The 18524-nt window shown below is 69.7% G+C and carries 19 protein-coding genes; 13 read left to right on the top strand and 6 right to left on the bottom strand.

What is annotated here, in order from left to right; genetic code table 11:
* The first annotated feature begins 28 nt into the window (after positions 1-28).
* The 4 genes from ACLQ2O_RS27150 to ACLQ2O_RS27135 all read left to right on the top strand — a co-directional run bounded on the left by ACLQ2O_RS27150 (position 29) and on the right by ACLQ2O_RS27135 (position 4282).
* The gene (locus tag ACLQ2O_RS27150) at positions 29-1069 is read left to right on the top strand and encodes a hydroxyacid dehydrogenase (RefSeq protein WP_425836274.1); all 1041 of its coding nucleotides are present in this window, start codon (positions 29-31) and stop codon (positions 1067-1069) included.
* A gap of 106 nt (positions 1070-1175) precedes the next feature.
* Positions 1176-3260: a DUF2264 domain-containing protein gene (locus tag ACLQ2O_RS27145; protein WP_425836271.1), complete on the top strand. Its 2085-nt coding sequence runs from the start codon at positions 1176-1178 to the stop codon at positions 3258-3260.
* A gap of 17 nt (positions 3261-3277) precedes the next feature.
* On the top strand, positions 3278-3691 hold the full coding sequence (locus ACLQ2O_RS27140; protein WP_425836268.1) for a hypothetical protein: 414 nt from the start codon (positions 3278-3280) through the stop codon (positions 3689-3691).
* A 63-nt stretch (positions 3692-3754) separates the two neighbouring features.
* Entirely contained in the window at positions 3755-4282 is a 528-nt protein-coding gene (locus ACLQ2O_RS27135) for a ferritin (protein WP_425836265.1), read from the top strand.
* 67 nt (positions 4283-4349) lie between these two features.
* Here the strand turns inward: ACLQ2O_RS27135 and ACLQ2O_RS27130 are convergent, their stop codons facing one another.
* Positions 4350-6242, bottom strand: coding sequence for a DUF2207 domain-containing protein (locus ACLQ2O_RS27130; RefSeq protein WP_425836263.1), 1893 nt, complete (start codon positions 6240-6242; stop codon positions 4350-4352).
* An 83-nt stretch (positions 6243-6325) separates the two neighbouring features.
* Here ACLQ2O_RS27130 and ACLQ2O_RS27125 point away from each other — a divergent pair, with 83 nt between their 5' ends.
* Positions 6326-6532: a hypothetical protein gene (locus ACLQ2O_RS27125; RefSeq protein ID WP_425836260.1), complete on the top strand. Its 207-nt coding sequence runs from the start codon at positions 6326-6328 to the stop codon at positions 6530-6532.
* Here the strand turns inward: ACLQ2O_RS27125 and ACLQ2O_RS27120 are convergent.
* Positions 6529-7809, bottom strand: coding sequence for a tyrosine-type recombinase/integrase (locus ACLQ2O_RS27120; protein ID WP_425836258.1), 1281 nt, complete (start codon positions 7807-7809; stop codon positions 6529-6531). The genes ACLQ2O_RS27125 and ACLQ2O_RS27120 overlap by 4 nt on opposite strands.
* 157 nt (positions 7810-7966) lie before the next feature.
* Between ACLQ2O_RS27120 and ACLQ2O_RS27115 the strand changes: the two genes are divergently transcribed.
* On the top strand, positions 7967-9130 hold the full coding sequence (locus ACLQ2O_RS27115) for a hypothetical protein (protein WP_425836255.1): 1164 nt from the start codon (positions 7967-7969) through the stop codon (positions 9128-9130).
* A 225-nt stretch (positions 9131-9355) separates the two neighbouring features.
* Here ACLQ2O_RS27115 and ACLQ2O_RS27110 read toward each other — a convergent pair whose 3' ends face one another.
* Complete coding sequence (locus tag ACLQ2O_RS27110; RefSeq protein WP_425836253.1) at positions 9356-10213, bottom strand: phosphotransferase; 858 nt, start codon at positions 10211-10213, stop codon at positions 9356-9358.
* A 167-nt stretch (positions 10214-10380) separates the two neighbouring features.
* On the opposite strand from ACLQ2O_RS27110, the gene ACLQ2O_RS27105 reads away from it, so the two are divergent.
* From ACLQ2O_RS27105 to ACLQ2O_RS27095, 3 genes are all read left to right on the top strand, one after another.
* Positions 10381-10959: an RNA polymerase sigma factor gene (locus tag ACLQ2O_RS27105; RefSeq protein WP_425836251.1), complete on the top strand. Its 579-nt coding sequence runs from the start codon at positions 10381-10383 to the stop codon at positions 10957-10959.
* Positions 10946-11821 carry a hypothetical protein gene (locus tag ACLQ2O_RS27100; RefSeq protein WP_425836249.1) on the top strand — a complete coding sequence of 292 codons (876 nt, stop codon included), beginning with the start codon at positions 10946-10948 and terminating at the stop codon, positions 11819-11821. The genes ACLQ2O_RS27105 and ACLQ2O_RS27100 overlap by 14 nt, the downstream gene beginning before the upstream one ends.
* Positions 11822-11891: 70 nt before the next feature.
* Positions 11892-14012 (top strand): elongation factor G-like protein EF-G2, encoded by a 2121-nt coding sequence (locus tag ACLQ2O_RS27095; RefSeq protein WP_425836247.1) that lies wholly within the window; start codon positions 11892-11894, stop codon positions 14010-14012.
* On the opposite strand, the gene ACLQ2O_RS27090 is transcribed toward ACLQ2O_RS27095, so the two are convergent.
* Genes ACLQ2O_RS27090 through ACLQ2O_RS27080 form a run of 3 tightly spaced genes read right to left on the bottom strand, consistent with a single transcriptional unit; the run spans position 14009 to position 16571 of the window.
* Positions 14009-15256 (bottom strand): tetratricopeptide repeat protein, encoded by a 1248-nt coding sequence (locus ACLQ2O_RS27090; protein WP_425836244.1) that lies wholly within the window; start codon positions 15254-15256, stop codon positions 14009-14011. The two genes, ACLQ2O_RS27095 and ACLQ2O_RS27090, sit on opposite strands and share 4 nt — an antisense overlap.
* Positions 15257-15258: 2 nt before the next feature.
* Positions 15259-16128: a tetratricopeptide repeat protein gene (locus ACLQ2O_RS27085; protein ID WP_425836241.1), complete on the bottom strand. Its 870-nt coding sequence runs from the start codon at positions 16126-16128 to the stop codon at positions 15259-15261.
* A complete protein-coding gene (locus ACLQ2O_RS27080; protein ID WP_425836238.1) occupies positions 16125-16571 on the bottom strand; it encodes a hypothetical protein in 447 nt (148 codons plus the stop codon). Before ACLQ2O_RS27080 ends, ACLQ2O_RS27085 begins: the two co-directional genes overlap by 4 nt.
* 96 nt (positions 16572-16667) lie before the next feature.
* Here ACLQ2O_RS27080 and ACLQ2O_RS27075 point away from each other — a divergent pair, with 96 nt between their 5' ends.
* The 4 genes from ACLQ2O_RS27075 (at position 16668) to ACLQ2O_RS27060 (ending at position 18522) form a co-directional block, all read left to right on the top strand.
* The gene (locus ACLQ2O_RS27075; protein ID WP_425836235.1) at positions 16668-17075 is read left to right on the top strand and encodes an HIT family protein; all 408 of its coding nucleotides are present in this window, start codon (positions 16668-16670) and stop codon (positions 17073-17075) included.
* Positions 17076-17131: 56 nt separating this feature from the next.
* A complete protein-coding gene (locus ACLQ2O_RS27070; RefSeq protein WP_425836233.1) occupies positions 17132-17287 on the top strand; it encodes a hypothetical protein in 156 nt (51 codons plus the stop codon).
* A 64-nt stretch (positions 17288-17351) separates the two neighbouring features.
* A complete protein-coding gene (locus tag ACLQ2O_RS27065; protein ID WP_425836230.1) occupies positions 17352-17792 on the top strand; it encodes a VOC family protein in 441 nt (146 codons plus the stop codon).
* 64 nt (positions 17793-17856) lie between these two features.
* On the top strand, positions 17857-18522 hold the full coding sequence (locus ACLQ2O_RS27060; protein ID WP_425836228.1) for an MFS transporter: 666 nt from the start codon (positions 17857-17859) through the stop codon (positions 18520-18522).
* Positions 18523-18524 lie beyond the last annotated feature (2 nt).

Genomic DNA, 18524 nt, shown 5'->3' with positions numbered 1-18524 from the left:
TTCGGAAAGCGCTTGCTAGCGTGCTCCTGTGCGCACCGAATCTGAGCTGTCCCCCGCTGCCCCGCCCACCGCTCGGCCGACCGTCCTCTTGGCGATGAACGAGTCCAGCCGTGACCGGGTGCTGGTCCCGGCGGTGCGTGACCGGCTCGACCAGGTCGCCGACGTCCTGCAGATCCGTGCCGACGGCACGTTCCTCGACGAACCGTCGATCCGCGCCGCGCTGGCCGGCGTCGACATCCTGCTCACCGGCTGGGGCTGCCCCCAGATCACCCCGGAGGTGCTCGACGCCGCACCCCGGCTGCGCGCGATCGTGCACGCGGCCGGCTCGGTGAAGCACTTCGTCACGCCGGTCGCCTTCGACCGCGGGATCCAGGTCACCTCGGCCGTGGTCGCCAACGCGCTGCCGGTCGCGGAGTTCACGGTCGCGACGATCGTCCTGAGCGGCAAGCGCGCGTTCCGGCTCGGCGAGGAGTACAAGCGCAGCAAGCACCGGCCCGACCCGAGCAACATCCCCGGCAACTACGGCACGACCGTCGGCCTGCTCGGCGCCTCCCGGATCGGCCGGATGGTCGCCGAACGGCTCAAGGCGTTCGACCTCGAGGTACTGCTCAGCGACCCGTACCTGTCCGCGGACGAAGCCGCCGAGCTCGGCGCCGAACTCGTCTCGCTCGACGAGCTCTTCCGGCGCAGCGACGTACTGAGCGTGCACGCGCCGCTGCTCCCCGAGACGGTCGGCCTGGTCGACGCGCGGCTGCTCGGGCTGCTGCGTGACGGCTCGGTGCTGATCAACACGGCTCGCGGCAAGATCGTCGACGCCGCCGCGCTCGAGGCCGAGTGCGTGGCCGGCCGACTGGACGCCGTACTGGATGTGACCGATCCCGAGCCGTTGCTGCCGGACTCGCGGCTGCTCGACCTGCCGAACGTGTTCCTCACCCCGCACCTGGCCGGCGCCGTCGGCAACGAGGTCGCCCGCCTGGGTGAGCTCGCGGTCGGCGAAGTCGAGCGTCTGGCCGCCGGCCTCCCCTTGCAGCACGCCATCAGCCCGACCGAACTCGGAAGGATCGCATGACTGTGCACATTGCCCGCCTCCGGCGTGCTGGGTCACGGGGCTTTGCCTCCAGATCTTCCCTCGCCGCTTCAGTCGCTTCGCTCCTCAGTCCAGATCTGGAGGCCCCGTGACCAGGCTGATTCTGCCCGCCACCGATCGTGTCCTGTCTCGTCAGACCGGCTGGGTCCGCGGGCACTGGGAGGCGCTGGCCGACCACCTGCTCGACTCGCTCGACCCGTACTTCTCCCCCGGCTCCGCGCTGGTCGAGCTGCCGGGTCGCCCGAGCAGATCCGGTACGGCGTCCGACGCGCTGGAGGGTTTCGCCCGGTCGTTCATGCTCGCCGCGTTCCGGATCGGGGGCGTTCGCGGCGAGGGCTGCGAGCAGCTGATCGAGCGGTACGCGCGCGGGGTCGCCAACGGCGCGAACCCGGACCACCCGGAGTCCTGGCTGCGGCTGACTCCGCGCTCGCAGCAGATGGTCGAGGCGGCCGCGATCGCCGTCGCGCTGCACGAGTCGCGCGAGTGGATCTGGGACCGGCTCGACACCCGCGCACAGGAACACGTGGCGGAGTGGCTCGGTGGGTTCATCGGGTCGACGACGCACGACAACAACTGGCGGCTGTTCCAGGTGGTCAGCGAGCAGTTCCTCGCGTCGGTCGGAGCGCCGTACTCGCAGGACGACATCGACGGCGGTCTGGACCGGATCGAGGACTGGTACGTCGGCGACGGCTGGTACTCCGACGGTGACGGGCAGAACTTCGACAACTACATCGGCTGGGCGATGCACCTGTACCCGGCGCTGTGGACACGGATGGCCGCGGCCACGCCGGGGGCTGCTGTCGACGACCGGTTGAAGGTCTACCGGGAGCGGCTGGCGTTGTTCCTGGAGGACGCGGTGCACCTCGTCGGCAACGACGGGGCGCCGGTGTACCAGGGGCGGTCGCTGACGTACCGGATGGCGGCGGCCGCGCCGTACTGGATGGGTGCGCTGATGGACGCGACACCGCTGTCACCGGGCCAGACGCGGCGGCTGTGCTCAGGGATCGCGCGGCACTTCGTCCAGCACGGCGTACCCGACGAGCGGGGACTGCTGACACTGGGCTGGTACGACACGTTCCTGCCGACGACGCAGCAATACTCCGGCCCTGGCTCGCCGTACTGGGCTTCGAAGGGCTTCGTCGGATTGCTGCTGCCGCCGGAGCACCCGGTGTGGTCGGCGCCGGAGGAGTCCATCCCGCTCGACGACGAGGACCAGGTCCGCTCGATGCCGGCCCCCGGCTGGATCGTCCACAACAGCCGCCACGACCAGCTCGTCCGCCTGATCAACCACGGCGCCGACCACGCGCCACTCACCGAGCCCGAAGGCGTCGAGCCTCCGGTCGACTCCCACTACGACCGCCTCGCCTACTCCAACCACGCCGGCCCCGAACTCGCCGACAACGCACCCCGCATCGACAACCTGGTCGCACTGGTCGACCAGCAAGGCAACTCCAGCACCCGAGGCCGAATCCGCCGCCTGGGCGTAGGAGCCCGTACGGCATCCTCCTGGCACAAGGCCTGGCTGGGCAACGAAGGCCCCTGGCCCATCGAAACCATCTCGGTGGTCCACGGCAGCCTGGAAGTCCGAGTCAACCTCGTCGAAGGCCCCGCCGGGTCCCTGATCTGCAGCGGCGGCTACGCCGTAGCCGCCAACACGTTGCCCACAGCAACAGCAGAAAGCGGCGCGACCACGCCAGGCACCACCAACACCTCGGTCGACGCAACAACCACCGCGACCGGCGCTGCCACCGGCGCCGAGGCGACCACCCCAGCAGACAACTCGGACCTCTTAAGCACTTCTGCCGGCGCCGCGGCCTCAGCCACAAGCGACGTGCCCGCCGGCATGTCGGCCTCCTCAGCCACCGCCGTATGGGCCTCGGCAAGAACATCCGAGGGCCTCCAGTCCTCAGTCGTCGCCCTCCACGGCTACACCTCCGCCGGCGTCCACCGAGGACTCGGCGTGAACGCCTTCGGCCCGCACTCCGCGACGCCGTACCTGACAGCCCCCCACACCGGCGACCCGACCGTGCTCGTGCACGCTGTGTTGCTGACCCGTGACGAACTCGCCCCGCAAGCGCTTGCCGAAGGCATCGACGTACGGGTGGACAGCCGCGAGATCACCATCACACTCCCCGGCGGCGACCGCGAAATCGTCGTGCTCGGGGACCGCTGACGACGTACGGTCGGGGGATGCAGGAAGCATCCCCCACCGACGTCCTCGCCGAAGCCGTCGGCGCCGACCCGAGCACCACCAACCAGGAAAAGTTGTGGGCAGCAACTTTCTCCCTCGAGCGCTGGTGGTTCGTCCAGCGCGGCGAACCGGGCAACCCGCAGCCCTTCGTGGGAGTGAACGGCGACCAGCCGTTCCTGATGGCGTTCACCTCCGCCCAACGCGCGCGGGACTTCGCGGTCGCCAACAGCCTGGCGGCCGCCGACGAAGAGGTCGAGGTGCTCGCGCTCACCCCGGTCGACGCGGTCGCCCAGGCGCCGGTCTGGCTGCAGCAGGGCATCGCGGCGATCACCTTCGACCACGGCACCAGCGGCTACTTCGCCCCGCTGGGCAACCTTCCCGCGATCCGTTCGCACGTCACCGGTGCGATCTGACACGCCGTTAGGCGAGGCTCGCCAACGGTGATAATTCGCCCGAAGGCCACTACCTTGGTGAACATGAGCACGTACGCGAAACTCCTGCAAGAACAGATCCGGAACGAATTCACGGCGTCACAGCAGTACGCGGCAGTGGCTGTCTGGTACGACGATCAGGATCTCCCGCAGCTGGCCGCGCACTTCTACAAGCAGTCCCTGGAAGAGCGCAACCACGCGATGATGATGGTCAAGTACCTGCTGGACCTCGACGTCCGCCCGCAGATCCCGGGGGTCGGCGAGATCGTCAACGAGTTCAAGACCGCGCTCGACCCGCTGGAGCTCGCGCTGCAGCAGGAGATCACGGTGACCAAGCAGATCGAGACCCTGGCCCGGACCGCCCGCGACGACGGTGACTACCTCGGCGAGCAGTTCATGCAGTGGTTCCTCAAGGAGCAGGTCGAGGAGGTCGCCGCGATGACGACGCTGGTCAACGTCGCGAAGCGCGCCGGTGACAACCTGTTCCACCTCGAGGACTACCTGGCCCGTGAGACCGTCGGCGACGCAGGGGCCGACCCGACCGCTCCGGCCGTGGCCGGCGGCAAGGTCTGACCGACCAGTTCCACCCGGGAGTTTCGGGGCCGCCGTACCTGGTACGGCGGCCCACTCCCCCGCGGGTCTACCAGGAACCGCCGCCCCCACCGCCTCCGCCGCCACCGGAGGACCCTCCGCTGAAGCCGGAGGAGCTACCGCCACCACCACCGCTGCCCGCAGGGGCCGGCGGCGGGTCGAAGGTGTGCGCCACGGTCTGGCTGATGCTGCCGGCCGCGAACCCTGAGGTGTAGTACGACGGCCCGCTGTACCAGTACGGGTCGGCCGGGATCCGTCCCGCCGCGACCAGTTGCGAGCAGACCCGCTGCCACCGGTCGGCCAGGTCGAACGCGATCGCCCAGGGCAGGTACTTGCTGAAGATGTCCTCGCCCTCCTCGAACCGGAGCTGGTCCGCCTCGGCCGTGGACAGGTAGAGCCGGAACCCGATCAGCTGGTCGGTCACGGCGCGTCCGGCAGGATTGCGCCGGCCCTTCGCCCGCTGCGTGACAACGGTGCCGATGGCAACAATCACCGCGAGCACCGGCAGTCCGATCACGACCGCGCGGCCCAGGCCGCCGGTGGCCGCGCCGACCGCCGTACCGATGATGCCGGCGCCGAAGACCCAGATCCCGATCATCGCGATGCACGCGCACGGGAACACGCCGGACAGCTGCTTGCCGCGCGCGGCCCACGGCATCCGGGTGTACCAGTCGCGTGCCTGCACCTGCTGACGCAGCGCGGCGATCATCCCGTCGTGCGCCAGCCGCATCGAGTTGTCACCGGTCGGGCGGCGCTCCAGCGTGATCTCGGTGCCGGGCGCCAGGCCCGGGTACAGGTTCTGCAGCAGGACCTGCTCGTGCGGCGCGGTGGCCAGCGCGGGGTTGAGCAGCACGGCCTTCTGCTCGTCCCCGCTGTTGTCGATCCGTACGGCGCCGCGCACCGCGAGGTCGATCAGCGTCGCGGCGGTCTCGGTGGTGTTGGCCTTCGCATCGATCAGCAGGCCGCCTTCGCCGACCGGGATCGGCGGCGGGGAGAACGCGACCGGGATCTGGTCGGTGGTCAGCGTGTCCTTGACCGCGGCAACGGTCGCGCCGTTCGGCGGGAACGTGCCCGGCGGCATCCCGGCGTACCGGAGGTCGCGGTTGCCGCGCTTGCCGTACAGGACGGCCGCTCCCAGACCGGCGAGCGTGACCAGGCCGGCGGTGACGAGGCCGGGGACGTTGATGCCGTTGCGTTTGAGCCAGGCGGGCGGGTCGACGACGATCGGGGCGTCGTTGGCGACGACACCGGGCTTGATGCCGGCGACGATCGTCAGGCCTTCGCTGCGGTCCAGTCCGGAAGCGGTGAAGACTCCCTTGCCACCGACCACCGACTTGCTGTCGCAGGACTGCTCACTGCCCTGGGCGCCGACGAAGCAGTCGACCTGCTGCACGTCGTCGTCGGGCACCTCGACGGTGACGGCGATCTGCCGGAAGGTCGCGTCCCAGCCGGTGCCGGTCGCGTCCCAGTAGAGCTCACTGTGGTCCTCGAAGTGCCGCAGCGCGCCGCGGACGTCGTACTCGATCACGTACGTCGCCCGGCGCCCGGGGACCGTCTCGTCGGCCGAACCGATTTTGATCTGGATCGACTGGTCGCGCTGGGTCTTGCTCTTCTCGGTCGTCGTCTCGAACTCGTCCGGCGCGTCGTCGCTGTGGACCGTGATGTCCGAGATCCGGTACTCCTGGTCCTTGGAGTCGTCGTCGGCCCACGGTTCACGGGTGACCAGGTTGCGGTAGATCCCGTGCCGCCCGGAGCTGCCGAAGCTGTAGTCGATCGTCTCCTTGACGTGCAGCACGCCGTCGTTGTTCACGGTGTAGTCGATCCGCATCCGTTCGACGACGTCACCGACGTCAGCCGGCCGGGCGTTCGCCGGCAGCGCCCACCCGGTCAGAACAAGCCCGGTGAGCAGCGTGACCACGGCGGTCCAGAGTCCCCTTCGCATGCCGCGACAGTACCGAGATCTCAGTCCACCGCCGACACTCATGGGCTCTGTGCCGCGGCGGGTCGAGCGGATATCGTCGGCGCATGGCCTCGCCGGCACAGAATCGTCGCCGCAACTGGTGGGCCGTCGCTGGTGCGGTCGTTCTGATGATCGCGAACGCGGTATGGGCCCGGCTGGCAGGCGGCTCGGAGTGGACAAATCCAGCCATCGTCTTGGCGCCGATTGCCGCGATGATCGGCGCGGCGGCGGGGTGGGGAGCAGCGGTGCTTGCGGAGCGACGTACCCGTTAGAGCAGGTCCTGGTTGTCGAGAGGTCCTTCTCCCGCCGCGCGGATTGCGGCCTCGACCAGATCTGCTGCGGTGGTGTCGCGGGTGCGGCGTCCTCGGTCGTAGTACTGCGTGGTCGCGATGCTCGCGTGGCCGACGTCGGCCTGGACGTGCTGGATGCGGGCGTCCTGCTCCAGCGCGATCGTCACGTACGCGTGCCGCAGCGCATGCGGGTGCACCTTGTCCGCGACATCCTCCAACGCCGGACCAGCCTGTACGGCGACCCGCCGCAGCAGCGCGTTCACGTCGAACCGGGAGCACCTCGCGCCGTCCTTCGTGGCGATCAGCGGACTCGTCGCCTTCCCGTTCGTGCTCCCGCGGAGCGCCGGGGTGCTTGTCTCCTGCAGCAGATCGCGCTCTCTCAGGTAGCGCTCGAGCGCCTGGCCCGCGAGCGTCGTCAGGTAGACCTCGCGGTGCACGCCGCCCTTGCCGAGCACTCGAAGCATCGGCTCTCCACCGGAGACCACCAGATGCTGACGATCGAGCCCGACCAGCTCCGAGACCCGCAGTCCCAGCGTCAGCAACGCGACCACGGCGACCGCGCGCGCGGCGTACAGATCCTTGAAGCGCGTCCTGTTCGGCAGCTTGCCCGCCGCGTCGAGCAGCGCGTGCAACTGCGCCGCCGTGAGCCGGATCGTCGGGGAAGCGTCGCGCGAGCTCCGGTTGAGCCCGAGCCGCGCCCGGTTGAGCGCTGCTGGGTTCGCCGGTACGACGCCGGTCTCGGTCAGGTGCCCGTAGAACGCCGAAAGGGTGCTGAGCATCCGCTGCCGAGTCCGCTTCTCGGCGCCGGCCGCATCCAGCAGGTGCAACCACGCCTTCACGTCTCGCCCGGTCGCCGCCCGAGGATCCATCCCCCGCCCCGCACACCACCGAAACCAGGCCAAGTCGTGCAGCGGTCCTTCCCGCCGCGAGCCTCCGGCGCCTCCCGGGCCCGCGCTGGCGCCGCCCTGGCCCCAGTCACCGTCCGGGCTCTTGCTCGCCGAGGTCTTCGCCCGCTCAGCTCCAAGGTCCTCCCCCACGACCAGGTCCACCCAGGCCATCGGCAACCCCAACGCGTAGCCGTACGTCCGTCGCGTCCCCGCGTTCGCGTACTGGCTCAGCCAGTCGGCGACCTGTTCTCTCAGCGTCTCCGGATCCTCGACACCCGGCCAGGTTCCTTCCGCGACGACCATGTGGTCGCTCTCGCGCGCCTCGTCCCGCGCTCTCCGGGCCTCTTCCAGCACGACCAGTAATCCATCCATAACGCCATCTTCGCGCCCAACCCAGTCCGCTCCGGCTTCCCACTCCGCAGTCTCCCGAACACTCACAAAACACTGGTTTCGTGGTGGTTAGGTTTAGTTTTGAAAACGCCGAACCGGTTTCCAGGTTTTCTAACTCCGAACATCTAGGGTCCTGAGCATGATCGTGGACGCCGGAAGATGCGGCTACAGCAAGTGCCGGGCCGAGCTGCCCGCTCCAGGACTCCAGGGCGGACGCCCGCGGACCTTCTGCCGGGAGACCCGCTGGGAAGACGGCCGGACCTGCGCCCAGATGGCCCGCGCGGAGAAGGAAGCCCTCGGCGCACTGGGCCTGGACGCCGGCAGCAGCACCTTCCGCCTCGACGCCGAGCGCCTGCGCGACCACCTGGACGCCGTACGAGGACCGGTGGAAGCGCTCACCACCGCCCTCGATTCGGTAACCAACCGGTTGGATACAGTTGAGGCGGCAGCTATCGCTGCGGTGGAGACGGCGAATGCGCAGGTTGCTGAGGCTGAGCAGGCGCGGTTGAGCGCCGAGGACGGGCGCGAGAACGCCGAGAACAAGACCCGCCAGAGCCAGGCCGCCGCCGAGCGTGCTGCCAAGGAACGCACCGAAGCCGTGGAACGCGCTTCCGCCGCCGCCCGCCAGGCCCTCGATGCGACCGAGGCGCTGGGCGCCGCTCGGCAGCAGGCCGAAGAGGCCGTCGCCGCGCGCCGGGCCGCTGAGGCTCAGGCTGCCAAGGAAGCAGAACGCGCCGCCGGTACCGACCGACAGCTCCGCGAGATCGCCGTCGCCGCCGAACGCCTGCTCGCCGAACGCGACGCTGCCCGTCGTGAACTCGAGTCGGCCCACCGCGAACGGGAAGCTCTCCACGGCGAACGCGACGCGGCTCGTCGCGATGTCGAGGCTGCACAGCGAGCGCGCGACACCCTGCACGCCGATCGCGAGACGCTCCGCGCCGAGCGAGACACCGCTCGCGAGGCTGAGGCTGTACGGCGTACGGACGTCGAAACCGCGCGGGCCGACCTGGCGACGCTCCAGAACGCGCTCTCCGAGCAGCAGCAGAAGACCCAGCAAGCCGAAGCAGCCCGCTCAGCTCAGGCCGAAGCCTTCCAACGGCTCACCACCGCCCACGATCAGGGCCGCGCCGACCTGGAAACCCTCCGCGCCCGCACCGAGCAGCTCCAGCACCAGGCCACCCAGGCAACCACCGAGCTCGAGACCGTCAGAGCCCAGCTCACCACCACCCGCCTCCACCCCGACGACCTGAAGACCCTCGTCACAGCCCTCACCAGCCAACGCGACGCGCACGGTCAGCCCTAACCGGAACCGGCGACTCGGGCTGCGATGGCCTGGGCGCAGGTAGTGGACGGGGTGGCTCCGGTGTCGACCACGAGGCCGTCTGACCTCGGCTGACCGACGGTCAGAAACCTCCGATGCCTTCACACCGCGGTTCCTCCGACGGCCGCAGGCGTGGGGCCGCCGATCGCCGCGCTGCTGCTGCCAGGTGCATGGGCACGTTCGGGCCGTGGCCAGGGGGAGGTCGCTCTACCAGACGACTTCGTCGAGCGCCGGCCACGGCGGGCCCTCCCGCAGAACGCGGAGGAACCCCACTCCCGATTCTCTGCCGCTCGGGTGCTGGTCGTTGAGACTCCAGCGATGCGCTGCGATGATCGCGAGCACGACCCCCCTGCACTCGCCGACCAGATCCTGGTCAGCGTCGGGATAGTTCCGGACAACCTCGCTGGGCACCCAAGCCAGGTCGTACTCGACCGGCCCACGGGCGGTGTTCTCGAAGTCGATGAAGAGCGGCCCGCTGTTCGTGTCGAGGATGTTGAACGGGTGCGGCTCGCCGTGCAGCGGCTGTTCGGTGCCGCGCCGGTTGACGATCGATCGCCCCAGGTCGTGCAGCGTGCCGGTGAGCAACGCCCGGTCCTTGTCCGCGAGATCGGGAGTGATGTTGCGGCTGGCAACGTCTCGTTGAGTATCAGCCACTCGGTCCATGAAGTGTGGTGCCGCGACCTCGGTTCGTCTCAGGGCGGCATGAAGACGTGCGAGCGCCTGCGCGTACTCGGCCGGCGGAAGCCTTCGGGACTGCACAGGTTCGAAGTAGGCCCACAGGGTGACCTGGAAGCCGTCACGCACGAAGACGCGTGGTTCGACCCGAGGCTCGAGCGGGGCGACAGGGCCGTCCCGCTGCGTCAGCCGTCTCACGAGGTCGACTTCTTGCTCTGCGCTCGCGAAGTGTGTCAGGGGCGTGACCCGGGCGACGGTGTCGCACGGCGTCAGGCGGAGGACGAGTCGGTTGGAGTCGCTGAGAACGATCGCGTCGTCGACGGCCAGGTCGAGTTCTGCGGCGGTCGCCATCACCGCAGCCACCGCACGCCGCGCCTCCGTAGCTTCCATCTCCGTGTCCCTTCCCGCGACGCCGACTGGACCAATGATCGCCTGCTCGCGGTTGAGCCGGAGATCGAGCGGTGTACGGACACGATCCTAAGGGCGCTGATCGGGACCCGTCAGAAAACTGCGTACGAGGGTGAAATGATCTTGGGGTCTGCTGGACATTCCAGAGCATGAATCAGATACCGACGAGGTCCCGGCTCGGAGGGGGCAGCGTGGTCGACCGTCCGGCGGATGAGCGGCAGGCACGGTTCGAGGCCCTGTTCACCGCGTACCGCGCGCAGATCCTCGGCTACCTGGTCCGGCGGACGGACACTCCGGAGGCCGCCGCCGACCTGCTGGCCGAGACGTTCGTGATCGCGTGGCGCCGGTTGGACGACATCCCTGGCGACGCGCTGGCCAGGTCCTGGTTGTACGGCGTCGCGCGCCGGGTGCTCGCGAACCACCGGCGGGGCGAAGGCAGGCGGCACGCGCTGACGCATCGCCTCCGCGACGAGCTGACGCTGACGCTGCCGGCCCAGGAGGACTCCAGGACGCTGCAGCTCTTTCGGCAGCTGTCCGAAGCCGACCAGGAGCTTCTGGCGCTGGTCGCCTGGGAAGAGCTCGACACCGCCTCGATCGCGGTCGTGCTCGGCTGCAGCCGCAACGCCGTACGCATCAGGCTGCACCGGGCGAAACGACGTTTCGCGAAGTTGGCCCACACCCCGTTCCAGACCGCTTCGAGTGGAGAGGCAACCCATGAAGGCGCCTGAGGTAGACGCCCTGCGCGACATCGCGCGGGCCACGGACACGCAAATCGCCCGCGACATCGACCCGGCGTCGTGGGACGAGCTGTCGAGATGGGTCACCGCCACCGAACCGGCCACCGCACCGGTCGCCGCCGCACCGATCGCTGCCCCGTCACGCACCACCCGCCGACCAACGCGCCGTCTTGTCCTCGCGACAGCCGCCGTTGTCCTGCTGGCCGGTCTGTGCGGCGCTACGGTGCTCACCTTGCCGGGCCAGGACCAGCCCGAGGCTCTGTCGGTCACCCAGCGAGGCGACACTCTGATCGTCCGGGTGGTCGATCCGCAGGCGGACCCGAAGCGCTACAACCAGCAGTTCGAGAAGCTCGGCCTGGACATCACGGTCAAGACCGTCCCGACCTCTCCGTCGCGGGTCGGCGGCATCGCGACCTTCACCGTGCTGGGAGGTGGTCAGGAGGAGAGCAAGATCGAGTTGCTGGCCGCTGGAGAGTCCTGCCCGGCGACCCTGACCGCGGTCGATCTCGGGTGCAAGCAGGGCATCGAGGTGGACAAGGCGTTCGCCGGACGAGCAGTCCTCGAGTTCGGCCGGCAGGCGGAGCCCGGCGAGAAGTACACCTGGCCGGCATCGTCTGCCACCGGCCCCGGGGAAGAGCTCGCCGGACTGAAACTGGAAGGTCGTCGAATCGCCGATGTCCTCCCACTGCTCGAGCAGCGCAAGGTCTCCGTGGCGGCCTACATCGACAACAGGCCGGCAACTGTCAACGGGCAGCCGGTCCACCCCGACATCGAGTCGCCGCCCCAGAGCTGGCGCGTCACGAGTGTTCAGCCCTGGTCGCCGGGAGAAGTGCTGGTGTGGGTCCAGCCGTAGCCGCGACGGCTGGGAGGTCTTGTGCTGAGGCGGTGCTTCGGGGAATGGTGGGCGAACAGGAGGAAACGTCATGGCAGACAAGGCGAACACTTCCCAGGGCGCACCGGGTGCGGACAGTCCCGCCGCCATTCGCAACGTCGTGCTCGTCGGTCCGTCCGGCGCAGGCAAGACCACTCTCGTCGAGGCGCTGCTGGTGGCCTCCGGGGTGCTCACCAGAGCCGGCAGCGTCGTCGACGGGACGACGGTGTGCGACAACGACGACGCCGAGATCCGGCAGCAGCGGTCGGTCGGGCTCGCGCTCGCGCCGCTGCTGCACGAGGGCGTCAAGGTGAACCTGATCGACACCCCCGGGTACGCCGACTTCGTGGGTGAGCTCCGGGCCGGGTTGCGAGCGGCGGACTGCGCCCTGTTCGTGATCCCTGCGAACGAGGGTGTCGACGAGCCGACCAAGGCGCTGTGGCAGGAGTGCGACCAGGTCGGCATGCCGCGTGCGGTCGTGGTCACCAAGCTGGACCACGCCCGGGCGAACTACGAGAACGCGCTCTCCGCCGCGCAGGCCGCGTTCGGCGACAAGGTTCTCCCGCTCTATCTCCCGGCCGGCCAGGGCGTGATCGGGCTGCTGTCGAAGACGCACTACGAGTACGCCGACGGGAAGCGCACGACACATCCACCGGAGGCGTCGTACGAGGAACTGATCGAGCAGCACCGGGGCACGCTGATCGAGGGGATCATCGAGGAGTCCGAGGACGAGTCGCTGATGGAGCGCTATCTCGAAGGCGAGGAGATCGGCCAGGACGTGCTGGTCGAGGACCTGGAACGCGCGGTCGCGCGCGGGTCGTTCTTCCCCGCGATCCCGGTCTGCAGCGGGACCGGCGTCGGCACGCTCGAGCTGCTGGAGATCGCGACCAGCGGGTTCCCGTCACCTCCGGAGCACCAGCTGCCCGAGGTGTTCACGCCGCACGGCGTCGCGAAGGGCAAGCTGAGCTGCGATCCCGCCGGGCCGCTGCTCGCCGAGGTGGTGAAGACGACCTCGGACCCGTACGTCGGCAGGGTCAGCCTGGTGCGGGTGTTCTCCGGCACCATCAGGCCCGACACGACGGTTCACGTGTCGGGCCATTTCACGTCCTTCTTCGGCGAGGCGAACAGCCACGCCGACCACGACGAGGACGAGCGGATCGGCACGCTGTCGTTCCCGCTCGGCAAGCAGCAGCGCCCGGCCTCGGGCGTTGTCGCCGGCGACCTGTGCGCGATCGGCCGGCTGACCCGCGCGGAGACCGGGGACACGCTCTCCGACAAGGCCGACCCGCTCGTGCTCAAGCCCTGGGCGATGCCCGAACCGCTGCTGCCGATCGCCGTCCAGGCACGTGCCAAGACCGACGAGGACAAGCTGTCGGGCGGGCTGCAACGGCTCGCGGCCGAGGACCCCACGCTGCGGATCGAGCAGAACCCGGAGACCCACCAGATCGTGCTGTGGTGCATGGGCGAGGCCCACTCGGACGTCGTTCTGGATGCTCTGGCCAACCGGTACGGCGTCTCGGTGGACACCGTCGAGCTGCGGGTCCCGCTGCGTGAGACGTTCGGCGGCAAGGCCAAGGGGCACGGGCGGCACGTCAAGCAGTCCGGCGGCCACGGCCAGTACGCCGTCTGCGACATCGAGGTCGAGCCGCACCCGGAGGGCAACGACTTCGAGTTCGTCGACAAGGTCGTCGGCGGTGCGGTGCCGCGGCAGTTCATCCCGAGCGTGGAGAAGGGGATCCGGGCGCAGATGGAGAAGGGCGTCGGCGCCGGCTACCCGATGGTCGGCATCCGGGTGACGCTGCTCGACGGGAAGGCGCACAGCGTCGACTCGTCCGACATGGCGTTCCAGACGGCCGGTGGACTGGCGCTGCGTGAGGCCGCGAACGCGACGAAGGTGAACCTGCTCGAGCCGGTCGACCTGGTGTCGGTGCTGGTGCCGGACGAGCTGGTCGGCGCGGTGATGAGTGATCTGTCGGGACGGCGCGGCAAGCTGCTCGGGACCGACAAGATCGGCGACGACCGGACCTTGGTGAAGGCCGAGGTGCCGCAGGTGGAGATCACCCGGTACTCGATCGACCTGCGTTCGCTGTCCCACGGCGCGGCGTCGTTCACGCGCTCGTTCGCGCGGTACGAAGCGATGCCGGACTCAGCAGCCTCGAAGGTGAAGGTCTAGGAGAGCCGCCGCCGGACGTCCTTGGACTTCAGGTACGCCGCCGCGTCGTCGTACCGCTCGGACTGGTTCGCGAACTCGATGTACGAACGCACCCGGTGCAACCAGTCGAGCGTCGACGGCTTCACCGCGGAGAGCGCTCCCTCCAGGTGCGGCATCGCCAGCGGCGGCTCATCACCGCTCGCGAGCGCCTCGTCGATCACCGCGTCAACCCCGCGCTCGACCAGCGCCCGCAGGTCCGCGCCGCTGAACATCGGCGTCCGCGCGGCCAGCGACTTCAGGTCCAGCCCCGCCGACGGCACCTCCTTCAGTACGACGGACAGAATGTCCGCCCGGGCCGGCTCGTCCGGCGGCGGCACGAAGATCACGCGGTCGAAGCGCCCCGGTCGCAGCATCGCCTCGTCGACGTCCCACGGCGCGTTGGTCGCGGCCATCACCAGCAGCCCCGAGTTGTCCGAGCCGATCGCGTCCAGCTCCTGCAGCAGTACGTCGACCAGCCGGCGCGCCTCGGACCCGCCGTGCTTGTGCCGCGCGAACGCGAGCGCGTCGAGCTCGTCGAGGAACAGCACGCACGGCGAGTTCGCCCGGGCGCGCTCGAAGGCCGCGTGCAGGTTGCGCTCGGAGACCCCGAGGTAGGGGTCCATCACGTCCTCGATCCGGACGTTGACGAACGGCAGCCCGCACTCCCCCGCCGTCGCCCGGGCGAGCAGCGTCTTGCCGCACCCGGGCGGGCCGTACAGCATCACGCCGCCGCCGGACCGGCGCCCGTACTTCTCGTACAGCTCCGGACGGCTCAGCGGCAGGATCACCATCCGGTGGATCACCCGCTTGATCTCGTCCATGCCGCCGACCTGGTCGAAGGTCGTCGTCTCCTTCGCCGCGTCGCTGACCGAACCGTCACCGGTCTCCTCCGGCCCGACCTTCACCTTCACGCCGGTCCGGGTCGCGATCATCTCGTCGACCAGCTGCTGCAGCCGGCCGGTGCCTTCGACGACGCCCGCCTGACGCGCGGTCTCGAGGCAGTTGCGCAGCAGCGCGAGCCGGCCGTTCGCGGCCGCGAGCTCGCCGACCGCCACCAGCTGGTCCTCGGGGAGGCCCTGCTGATCCAGCAGTACGACGTACTGGTCGAGCGCGGCCTCGGTCTCCTCGGCGGCGACGAGCGTCTCGGCCAGGACGAGCCGCAGCAGGACGTCGTCGGGGTTGGCCTCGACCGCCTTGCGCAGCGCGGAGATCCGGTCGTTCGTCATCGTCACCAGTTCCGGTTGAGCCAGCGGCGCAGCAACGGCGGCGCCACCCACGAGTAGATGCAGAAGCCGAACCAGGCGACGGCCGCGACCACGGCGAGCGGTCTCAGGCCGGCCAGGCGGAGGCCGTAGATGACGGCGACCGCGGCGATCCAGACCACGAGCGGGTTGAATCGCTGGAACGGCCGGAGCGGACGCATCAGCGGGTGGTTCGCGAGCCGGGCCTCCCGGGCAGCGGCGCGCAGGTCGGAGTCGCCGGGATCGGACGCGGCCGCGGACGAGAGCGAGCGGTACCCGGTTTTCGCGTCGCCGGTCAGCATCGCGGACGTGCCGTGCAGGGCGCGGGCGCCGGGGTCGTCGGGATCGTGCGAGAGCGCTTTCTGCGAGTGCCGGTGCATGTCGCGATCCTTGCCCAGGGCAAATGCCACCTGGGCGCGGGCCGCGGAGATCTGTGGGCTCTCGGGAGCCTGCGAGGCCGCGCGTTCGACCAGGGCACCGGCCTTCTCCGCCTGACCGGCCGACAGACAGACCATCGCGTAGCCGAGCAGCAGGTCGGGGTCGTTCGGGTCGAGGCTGAGCCCTTGCAGCAGCGCTGCCTCGGCCTCGGGGAGACGGCCCTCCGCGCGCAGTGCCGCGGCCAGGATCTGCAGGAGCGGCAGGAACGGGCCGTGATGGCTGAGGCCGTCCCGCAGGACGGTGATGGCTTCGTCGTTGCGGTCCAGCGCGTGCAGCGCGGCACCCCGGAACAGGTACGCGCGGTAGTCGATCGCGGCGTCGCCCCAGAGCCCTTCGAGCTCGCCCAGCGCGCGTTCCGGATGGCCGATCTGGAGCCAGTGCCCGGCCATCTGCAGGCGGGCCTCGGTCGGTTCGCTCACAACGTCACCGCCAGTACGGCGAGCAGCACGAGCTCCACCAGACCGAGCCCGATCACCGCGGCGATCCCCGGTCCCCACAGCGACTTGTAGTCGGTGCCGCGGAGCTGGAACGCGCGATCCATCGGCCGCTGGACCCGGAGCTGGGCCAGGCAGCAGAGCACGGCGACCACCCGGGTGGCGATCCGCAGACCGCTGCTCGCGTCGTCCTCGGTCAGGAACACGACCACGACCGCCGACACCACCAGCGCGGCCACGCCGACCGCGACGATCAGCCGCTGCCGGGACGCATCGACGCCGAGCCGCCGCGCGTTGAGAAAGGCGATCACCGTCACCGCGAGCACGCCGCCGAAGAACGCGACGTACGCCTGCGACATCAACCGCCACGGCCGCACCGACAGATCCACGTTCGCCGTGATCGTCGGCCGCAGCAGCTCGTCCGCCATCCCGTCCCCTCCTAGGCCTCACACCGCCAGGTCAACCGGCCCGCGCAGTCTAAGCCAGCGCCAGTTCGCCTGTCCCGCACGCTCTAGGGTGGGGGCATGACCGAGAACTGTCTTTTCTGCGGGATCGTCGCGGGGTCGATCCCGTCGCAGCAGGTGGCCGAGAACGAGCGCGCGATCGCGTTCATGGACATCAACCCGGCGACCCGCGGACACCTGCTGGTCGTCCCGCGGGTGCACTCGACCGACCTGCGCGAGACGACCGCCGAGGACCTCACCGCCGCGACGCTGCTCGCGCAGTCGCTGGTGAGCCGCGTGATCGAGCGCCTCGACGCCGACGGCGCGAACCTGCTCAGCTGCATCGGCGCCGACGCGTGGCAGAGCGTCTTCCACACCCACCTGCACGTCGTACCGCGGTACAAGGACGACCCGCTGCAGCTTCCGTGGCACCCGACGCCGGGTGACGTCAACGTGATCGCCGAGACCGCGGCCGAACTGCGGCTGTAATGCTTCCCGGGGGTTCTGGCACTGAGCAGGTGTCCGGAACTCTCGAGGGGAGCGTCATGACGACCGTTGCCACGATCTCGCACTCCGTCCGAGGGCGGCTGGTCCCACTGCGGTGGATGGCGTTCCTGCCCGCCGACGCCCTCTCCCCCGAGTCCCGCGCCACGCTCCTGAACGCCTTCCGGAAGGATCCGAACCAGGTGTCGAGACCATGAGGCCGGCTTCGTCCTAGGTACACCAGCGGCCACCCAGGCCGCGAAGAGACCGAGGAGAACCACCTTGACGCTCCAGCGGATGGACAACGTCGGCATCGTCGTCGACGACCTGGACGCGGCCGTCGCCTTCTTCGCCGAGCTCGGCCTGGAGCTCGAAGGCCGAGCACGGGTCGAAGGCACCTTCGCCGACCAGTGCGTCGGGCTCGAGGGCGTCAGCTGCGACATCGCGATGATGCGGGTCCCGGACGGACCCGGCCGGCTCGAGCTGGCCAAGTACCTGTCGCCGGTCGCGGGCCCGATGACTCCGCAGCGGCCCCCGCACAACCTCGTCGGCATGCACCGCGTGATGTTCACGGTCACCGGCATCGAGGACGTCGTCGCGCGCCTGCGGCCGCTCGGCGGTGAGCTCGTCGGCGAGATCGCCCGGTACGGCGACAACACGAAGGTCTGCTACGTGCGTGGTCCCGGGGAGATCCTGATCGGGCTGGCCGAGTACCTGAGCTGAGGAACACTGGTCGAACTCTGTGATCCGCAAAGCCAGGACGCAACAGGAAGCCGGGTGGAGTGACATGACCAAGTCCGAACCGGGCACGCCGCGGCCGCCGTCGCTGTGGCACAACCGGGACTTCATGCTGCTGTGGTCCGGCCAGGTGCTGTCGATACTCGGAACCCGCATGTCGTCCGTCGCGGTTCCGCTGGTCGTCCTGGCCATGACCGGGTCGGCCGGCAAGGCGGGCGTGGCCGGCTTCGTCTCCACGCTGCCCTACCTGTTGTTCTACCTGCCGGCCGGCGCGTTGGTCGACCGGTGGGACCGGCGACGGGTGATGCTCTGGAGCGAGGCCGGCCGAATCGTCGCGCTCGGCAGTATTCCGGTGGCCATGGCGGCGACCTGGCTGTGGGTGGTACTCCTACCGCCCATGGCCGCTGCCCCCAACCTCATCGTGCTCGCCCCGCTCGTGGCCGCGATGGCCTTCGTCGGACCCGTGTGGAACGTGGTCGTCATCGGCTACCAGTACACAGTGATCCCCGACGAGATGCTCGGGCGGGTCAAGAGCGTCGTCCTCCTGGTCAGTTGGGGGACGATCCCGTTCGGCTCCCTGCTGGCCGGCGGCCTGCTGGACGTGGTCACCCCGGCCGGCGCGGTCCTCGCCCTCTGCGGCCTGACCCTCCTCGTCGCGTTGATCGCCACGATCAGCCCCGGCATCCGCAAGGCCACAGTCCTCGCCGGCCATTGACC

Origin of the sequence: Kribbella sp. DT2 (genome assembly GCF_049844575.1) — a bacterium.
In the GTDB taxonomy this organism is placed as follows: Bacteria; Actinomycetota; Actinomycetes; order Propionibacteriales; family Kribbellaceae; genus Kribbella.
This window is presented reverse-complemented; position numbering and strand designations above follow the sequence as displayed.